Below are 1508 nucleotides of genomic sequence, written 5' to 3'. Positions count from 1 at the left end.
CCGGGACGCCGCGCTGGCGGGCGCCCGCGGGCACGTCCCCGAGGAGTTGGCGCAGCGGATCGCCGACTCCGCGCTCGCGCATGTCGTCGGCCTGCTGGCCGCGGGCGAGAGCACCGCGCGTCCCGCCGCCGTCCCCGCGCCACCGGCCGCCGCCCCGCCCCCGGGCATCGGCGCCGACGGGAGCCCGGCAGCGGGGGAGTAGGCGTGTTCGCCCGGGCAGCCCTGTTCTGCATCGCCCTGATGGCGGCGGCCGTCAGCATCGCGTTCGTGACCACACCCCGCGCACACACCGACGCCGAACTGGCGTACACACTGTGCGCAGGCCGCACGGAGAACGCCTACCGGCTCTCCCTGCCGCCCACGCCCGAGGAGGAGCTGCTGCTCGCCGCCGGGTCGACGGCCTGGCAGCGGCGGCAACTGACGGACGAGGACCGGACGGTACTCACCCGCCTCACCCACGAGCGGTGCGGAGAACACCCCGCCCGCGACCGGCCGGAGGTACGGGCCGCCCTGAACCTGGCGGTCCTGGTCGGCGGCGGCGTGGTGCTCTACGCGACCGCGCCGTACCGGCAGATCCTGCTCCGACGCCTGCTGCGGCTGCGCCCCACCCCCGCCACCGGTCCGGACGCCGGTTACCGGCCGGACCTGGCCGCCGCCGTGCACCGGCAGGCCGCCGACGCCGGGGTCACCCTCTCCGGGGTCTGGCTCGACGCGGGCGACTACACCCAGAACGCGCTCGCCTTCGGCCACTGGCGGCGTCGCCACATCGAGCTCGCCAGCGGGATGGCCGACCTCTTCGACGAGGACCCGGACACCTTCGCGGTGATCGTGCGCCACGAACTCGGCCACATCCGGAACCGGGACGTCGACGTCACCTTCGCGGTCACCGCGCTGTGGGGTGCGTTCGTGGTCCTGGTCGCTGCGGTCCTCGGCTACTCGCTGTCGGGCCGGGCGGCGTGGGAGAGCGGACTGCGCGACCTCGGGTACCGGCTGCTGGTGCTCGGCTGCCTCGTCATCGCCGCGCGCAACACCTACCTGCACGCACGGGAGTTCCACGCCGACGCGTACGCGGCCGCCGGGCCCGGCGGCACCCGCGGCCGGACGGCCAGGGCGAGCCTGGACCGCTTCCTGCTCCTGCTGGCGGGCGAACGGTCCACCCGGGCCGCCCGCCGTCGCGGCACCCCGTCCGCCGCAGCCGGCGAACCCGCGCCGTCACCCCGCACGGCGCCCGAGGAGCCGCCCGACCCCGAGGACGAGGGACCGGTGTGGCCGTTCGCCACCCACCCCCCGCTCGCCCGCAGACGCGCCGTCCTGGCGGACCCCGCCCGCGCCGACGAGCCGACCGCCTGGGAGGCGGCGCTGATCGGGTGCGTCGCCATGTTCACCCTCACCCTCCTGATGTCGCACTCCTTCGACGTGATGCTGTACCGGCTGCACACGGGCGACCTCGAGCTGGGCGAACTCACCACCCTCCGGCCGGTGTACGCCTGGCTCGCGCTGCCCCTGCT

The 1508-nt window shown here is 75.9% G+C and carries 1 protein-coding gene and 1 pseudogene; both read left to right on the top strand.

Annotated features, from left to right (window positions below; all coding sequences use genetic code 11):
* Window positions 1–202 (top strand): annotated as a pseudogene (locus AA75_RS50695) (TetR family transcriptional regulator); the annotation flags it as partial.
* A gap of 2 nt (window positions 203–204) precedes the next feature.
* Window positions 205–1508, top strand: a 1304-nt coding sequence (locus tag AA75_RS44285) for a M48 family metalloprotease (RefSeq protein WP_033826245.1), incomplete at its 3' end; no start/stop codon positions are given.

Origin of the sequence: Kitasatospora sp. MBT63 (assembly GCF_000710465.2) — a bacterium.
GTDB lineage: Bacteria > Actinomycetota > Actinomycetes > Streptomycetales > Streptomycetaceae > Kitasatospora.
The sequence above is the reverse complement of the archived record's forward strand: the minus strand, read 5'-3'. Positions and strand labels throughout refer to the sequence as shown.